This is a genomic window from Streptomyces sp. KLMMK (genome assembly GCF_036961605.1).
GTDB classification, from domain to species: Bacteria; Actinomycetota; Actinomycetes; order Streptomycetales; family Streptomycetaceae; genus Streptomyces; species Streptomyces telluris.
Genome location: NZ_JBAMDC010000409.1, coordinates 1 through 5,603 on the forward strand (window position 1 = coordinate 1; position 5,603 = coordinate 5,603).

5 protein-coding genes, 1 pseudogene and 1 riboswitch are annotated in these 5,603 nt (G+C 75.0%); of the genes and pseudogenes, 5 read left to right on the forward strand and 1 reads right to left on the reverse strand.

Annotated elements, in window-relative coordinates:
* Positions 1-86: 86 nt before the first annotated feature.
* Positions 87-198, reverse strand: a riboswitch (TPP riboswitch).
* Between the two features lie 137 nt (positions 199-335).
* The 5 genes from V7793_RS32335 (at position 336) to V7793_RS32355 (ending at position 5,079) form a co-directional block, all read left to right on the forward strand.
* Positions 336-1,571 carry an NAD(P)/FAD-dependent oxidoreductase gene (locus tag V7793_RS32335; protein ID WP_443058039.1) on the forward strand — a complete coding sequence of 412 codons (1,236 nt, stop codon included), beginning with the start codon at positions 336-338 and terminating at the stop codon, positions 1,569-1,571.
* Between the two features lie 60 nt (positions 1,572-1,631).
* Complete coding sequence (locus V7793_RS32340) at positions 1,632-1,997, forward strand: Rv2175c family DNA-binding protein (protein WP_179080549.1); 366 nt, start codon at positions 1,632-1,634, stop codon at positions 1,995-1,997.
* Positions 1,998-2,238: 241 nt separating this feature from the next.
* Complete coding sequence (gene thiE, locus V7793_RS32345; RefSeq protein ID WP_336013269.1) at positions 2,239-2,889, forward strand: thiamine phosphate synthase; 651 nt, start codon at positions 2,239-2,241, stop codon at positions 2,887-2,889.
* 154 nt (positions 2,890-3,043) lie between these two features.
* Positions 3,044-3,961 carry a methylenetetrahydrofolate reductase [NAD(P)H] gene (gene metF / locus V7793_RS32350; protein WP_336013270.1) on the forward strand — a complete coding sequence of 306 codons (918 nt, stop codon included), beginning with the start codon at positions 3,044-3,046 and terminating at the stop codon, positions 3,959-3,961.
* A 41-nt stretch (positions 3,962-4,002) separates the two neighbouring features.
* Positions 4,003-5,079 (forward strand): hypothetical protein, encoded by a 1,077-nt coding sequence (locus V7793_RS32355; protein WP_336013271.1) that lies wholly within the window; start codon positions 4,003-4,005, stop codon positions 5,077-5,079.
* A 51-nt stretch (positions 5,080-5,130) separates the two neighbouring features.
* Here V7793_RS32355 and V7793_RS32360 read toward each other — a convergent pair.
* Positions 5,131-5,603 (reverse strand): annotated as a pseudogene (locus tag V7793_RS32360) (NAD(P)/FAD-dependent oxidoreductase); the annotation flags it as partial.

Genomic DNA, 5,603 nt, shown 5'->3' on the forward strand with positions numbered 1-5,603 from the left:
CGATGAGCCCGCCGCCCACGACGAGGACGTCGCAGGCGGGAACGGTCGGCGCGGTCGCTGCGCCCGGTGTGGTCGTCGACGCGGCCATGAGGTGTCCAGCCCCTCCCTTCGCCGGCATGACCCGGATCAGGTTCGTACGGTCGGAGGCCGTCCAGCCTCCCTCTCAGCCCGGTCGTCCGGGCTCCCGCGAGTGCGTGCACCGGCCACCCTAGTACGCGCCGCGAACCCGCGGCGAGGTCCCGGCGGCGCCGGGCCGGCCTCGCGGTGACGTTCGCGAGACCCGCCCGGAGGGCCCTGGCCCCGGTCGCGCACAGCCGCCGTCCTACAGTGATCGGGTGAGCGAGCACCGGGAAGAACCTCTTGCCGCCCGTGAGCGGCGCGCCGTCATCGTGGGTGCCGGAATGGCCGGCGTGCAGACCGCGGTCGCCCTGCGCGAGCTCGGCTGGGCCGGCACCGTCACCATGCTGGGCGCCGAGCCGCACCCCCCGTACGACAGGCCCCCGCTCTCCAAGGCCGTCCTGCTGGGCAAGGCCGACGGCTCCGCGTTCGAGGTGGACTTCGCCCTGCTGGGGATAGACCTCCAGCTCGGGCGGGAGGCCACCGGCCTGCGCCCGGCCGAGCACCTGGTGGACACCGCGTCCGGGCCGGTCCCTTACGACGTCCTGGTCATCGCCACCGGCGCCGAGCCCGTCCGGCTGCCCGGCAGCGAGGGCCTGCCCAACGTCCACCTGCTGCGCACCCTCGACGACGCCGTGCGGCTGCGCCCGGTCCTGGCCGCCCAGCACGACGTCGTGGCCGTCGGCGCGGGCTGGATCGGCGCCGAGGTCGCGACGGCCGCCCGGGAGGCGGGCTGCGAGGTGACCGTGGTCGAGGCCGCGGACCGCGTCCTCGCCGGCGCCCTGCCCGCCGAGGTCGCCGCCCGGATGGCCCCCTGGTACGCCGAGAGCGGCGCCCGGCTGATGCTCGGCGCGCGGGTGACCACCGTGGAGGACGACGCGGTCGTGCTGGCCGACGGCACCCGGCTGACGGCCGGCGCCGTGGTCGTCGGCGTCGGGGCGCGGGCCGCGACCGGCTGGCTGGAGGGCTCCGGCATCGCGCTCGGCGAGGACCGCGCCGTCCTCGCCGACGAGCGGCTGCGCACCTCGCTGCCCGGCGTCTACGCGGTCGGCGACTGCGCGTCGTTCCCCTCCGCCCGCTACGGCGAGCGGCTGCTCGTGCACCACTGGGACAACGCGATGCAGGGGCCGCGGACCGTCGCGGCGAACATCGTGCTGGGCCCGGCCGAGGGGCCGTCCTACGACCCGGTGCCGTACTTCTGGTCCGAGCAGTTCGGGCGGTTCGTGCAGTACGCGGGCCACCACGCCGCCGCCGACGAGATGCTGTGGCGCGGCGACCCCGCGAGCGCCGCCTGGAGCGTGTGCTGGCTGCGCGCCGGCGTCCTGGTCGCCCTGCTGGCCGTCGGCCGTCCCAGGGACCTGGCCCAGGGCCGCAAGCTCATCGAGAAGGGCGCCTTGCTGGACCGCGCCAAGGCCGCCGACGCGTCGGTGCCGCTGAAGGCCGCGGCGCTGTGACGCGCCCGGGTCGGGTCAACCCGGCTACCGGCTGTCAGCGCCAGATGGCAGGCTTGTCCCGTGACCGAGATTGACGCAAAGATCGACGCGCTTGTTCCCGCCTGGCTCAACCTCCCCGACATCGCCGAGGAGCTCGGCGTGGAGGTGACGCGCGTGCGGCAGCTGGTGAAGGAGGGCCAGCTGATCGCCGTGCGCCGAGGTGAGAACCGGGTGCTCATGGTGCCCGCCGCCTTCATCGGCGAGGGCAAGGTCGTCAAGGGCCTGGCCGGGACCCTGACGCTGCTGCGGGACGACGGCTTCAGCGACGAGGAGATGCTGGAGTGGCTGTTCACCGCCGACGAGAGCCTGCCGGGCACCCCGGCGGACGCCCTGCGGGAGAACCGCGGCACGGAGGTGAAGCGGCGCGCCCAGGCGCTCGCCGTCTGAGCCGCCGGGCAGCCCGAGGGCCCGGTCCGTTCCGGGGCCCGATCCGTTTCAGGGCGCGGTGACCGCGCCCGTCAGTACCGTCCGGTGTGGGGGGGGGGGGGGGTGGCGCACCCCCCCCCCCACCCCCCCCAGAAAACCCCCCCCCCCCCCCCCCCCCCCCCCCCCCCCCCCCCCCCCCCCCCCCCCCCCCCCCCCCCCCCCCCCCCCCCCCCCCCACCGCCGACCCGGGGGGAACCACCCGATGTCCGCCACCGCCCGCGACGCCCTCGCCGACGCCCGGCTGTACCTGTGCACCGACGCCCGCAAGCGCCAGGGCGACCTGCCGGAATTCCTCGACGCGGTCCTCGCCTCCGGTGTCGACATCGTCCAGCTGCGCGACAAGGGCATGGAGGCGGGCGAGGAGCTGGAGCACCTCGAGGTCTTCGCCGGCGCCGCCCGGCGCCACGGCAAGCTCTTCGCGGTCAACGACCGCGCCGACGTCGCCCACGCCGCCGGTTCCGGCGTGCTGCACCTCGGCCAGGGCGACCTGCCGGTGCCCGCCGCCCGCGCCATCCTCGGCGAGGAGGTGCTGATCGGCCGGTCGACGCACGGGGAGGCCGAGGTGGACGCCGCGGCCGCCGAGCCCGGCGTGGACTACTTCTGCACCGGCCCCTGCTGGCCCACCCCCACCAAGCCCGGCCGGCACGCCCCCGGCCTGCCCCTGGTCCGCCACGCGGCGGCCCTCGGCACCGAGCGCCCCTGGTTCGCGATCGGCGGCATCGACCTGGGCAATCTGGAGCAGGTGCTCGACGCCGGTGCCCGCCGGGTCGTCGTGGTCCGCGCGATCACCGAGGCGGACGACCCCGGAGCGGCCGCCGCGGAGCTGGCCAAGAGGGTCCGCGAGCGCCTCTGAGGCCACGCCCGGTCCCTTGCGGCGGCCCGGGAAACGTCAACGGAGCGTCAACGGAACATGAAGATCCGTCCGCATGCCGGACGGGATACCGGCCTATCGGGCAAATCGCAGAAGTGGGTTGGGGGCCGCGGGGAGCGCTGGTTAACTTGCCGGTATGGCCCTTGGTACCGCCTCCACCAGGACAGACCACGCGCGCACGGTGCGTGAGCTGCTCGCCTCAGGCGAGCAGTCGTATTCCTTCGAGTTCGCCGCCCCGAGGTCCGAGAAGGGGGAGCGCACCCTCTGGGACGCCATCCGCCGGATCGAGGCCGTCGGCCCGACCTTCGTGTCCGTCACCTACGGCGCGGGAGGCTCCTCCCGCGAGGGCACCGTGCGGGTGACCGAGCGCATGGCGACCGACACGACGCTCACGCCCGTCGCCCACCTGACAGCCGTCAACCACTCCAAGGCCGAGCTGCGCAACATCATCGGCCAGTACGCCGACGTCGGCATCCGCAACATGCTCGCCCTGCGCGGCGATCCGCCCGGGGACCCCATGGGCGAGTGGGTGCGCCACCCCGAGGGCCTGCACTACGCCGCCGACCTCGTGAGCCTCATCAAGGAGTCCGGCGACTTCTGCGTCGGCGTCGCCGCCTTCCCGGAGATGCACCCGCGCTCCAGCGACTGGGACACCGATATCCGGTACTTCGTGGACAAGTGCCGCGCGGGTGCGGACTTCGCCATCACCCAGATGTTCTTCTACCCCGAGGACTATCTCCGGCTGCGCGACCGGGTGGCCGCCGCCGGCTGCGACACCCCGATCATCCCCGAGATCATGCCCGTCACCAACGTCCGCCAGATCGAGCGGTTCGCGCAGCTCAGCAATGCCGCGTTCCCCCCGGCGCTGGCCGAGCGGATCCTCGCGGTCAAGGACGACCGGGCCGCTGTACGCTCGATCGGGATCGAGTACGCCACGGAGCTGTGCGCTCGGTTGATGGCCGAGGAGATTCCCGGGCTGCACTTCATTACCCTGAACCACTCCACGGCGACGCTGGAAATCTACGAGAATCTGGGACTGCACCAGCGGTCCTGACGGCCGGCCCCTCGAAGGCGGCGGCCACGAGAGGGGCGTAAATGGGCTGGACGGTCCTCTACATCGCGTTCGGCGTCGTCGCGCTCTGGCTGCTCGGCGAAGTGCTGCTGCAGTACAAGGCGCGACTGCGCTGGCGCCTCCTCGCCTTCGCCGGCTTCCTCGGCGTCGTCGCGGGCGTCGTCATCCCGTCCGTCGCGGTCATCGCGGCGGGCGCGGTGGCCTTCGCCGTCGGGCAGACGTACGTGACGCTCTCCTTCCGCCGGGGCTTCTCCCGCGGCTGGGCGCTCCGCCGGGACAAGGCCGACAACGCTGACCATGCAGGCGAGTTCGACAAGTCCGGTACGGAAGAGAAGTCCGGTACGGGCGGTAGGTCCGGAAGAGGCGTCAAGTCCGGTAGGCGTGCCGGGAAGCCGGCCGTCGAGGACGACGCCGTGAAGGAGCCGCGCGCCGGCCGGCGCCGCAGGACGGAGCGGGCGGAGGCCCCGCCGCTCGACGAGACCGCGGCCATGCCCGCCGTCCCCCCGCTCGCGGAGCCTGCGGGCGACCCCGGCCCGTCCAGCGCCGACCACCAGCCGCATGCCGTCCCCGCCCCCGGCACCACGGGCGACGCGGCCTACGGCGGCTACGGCGACAGCGGCTACGGCACCGCCTCCGCCCCCGCACCGGACCACGGCCCCGCACCGTACGCCGACCCCTACGGCACCCAGGCCCCGGCGGCGCCCGGCGCACCCGCCGAGCCCGGTCAATTCGACTACGGGCAGGGACAGTACGCCGCGTACTCCGACCCCTACATCGGCAGCCGGCAGCAGGCCTACGAGCCGTACGACTCCTACGGGCAGTACCAGCAGCCCGCCCCGCAGCCCTACGGCATGGGCGGCCACCCCGCCGAGGCCTACGCACCCGCCCCGCAGTACGACACGGACACCCCGCCCGGCGGCGTCTGGGTGCCGCAGCAGCGCGACGGCGACTACCCGCCCGTCCCGCAGGGCTACGCCCAGCAGCCCTACCCCGGCTACCCCCAGCAACTCCCCGCACAGGGACAGGGACAGGGGCAGGGGCAGGCGCCGGGCTACGGCGAGCAGTACACCGAGCACCACAACGAGCAGCCCCGCTACTGACGGTGGGGCCCCGCCGCCGGAGCGGCGGGGCCCCACGCGGGGAACCGCCGCCTACTGGGAGCCGCGCCAGTCCGCCCCGGAGACGATCAGGCCCGCGGCCATCGTCCCGGACATCCCCGCGTGCGCCAGCCCGCCGCCGGGGTGGGCGAATCCGCCCGCCAGGTACAGGCCCGGCAGCGACGTCGCATTGGCGGCCCGGAGGAAGGCTCCCCCGCCACCGGCCAGCACCGGCGCCGGAACGCCCCCGCCCTCGGCGCCCGTCGCGCGCTCGGTGTCGGCGGGCGTGCGCACCTCGTGCCACAGCAGGCGCTCCCGCAGCCCCGGCAGCACCCCTTCCGCGGCGTCGAGCACGCGCTCGGCGAAGGCGGCCGCCGTCGCCTCGTCGCTCCAGTCCACCCGGCCGTGCGGGGCGACCGTGGCGGTCAGCGTGACGGCCTCGTGGCCGTCGTCCGGGCGGACGTCCGGATCGTCCGGCCGCAGCACGGTCACCGTCGGCCGGTAGTGCAGCGCGGCGGGGCCGCGCG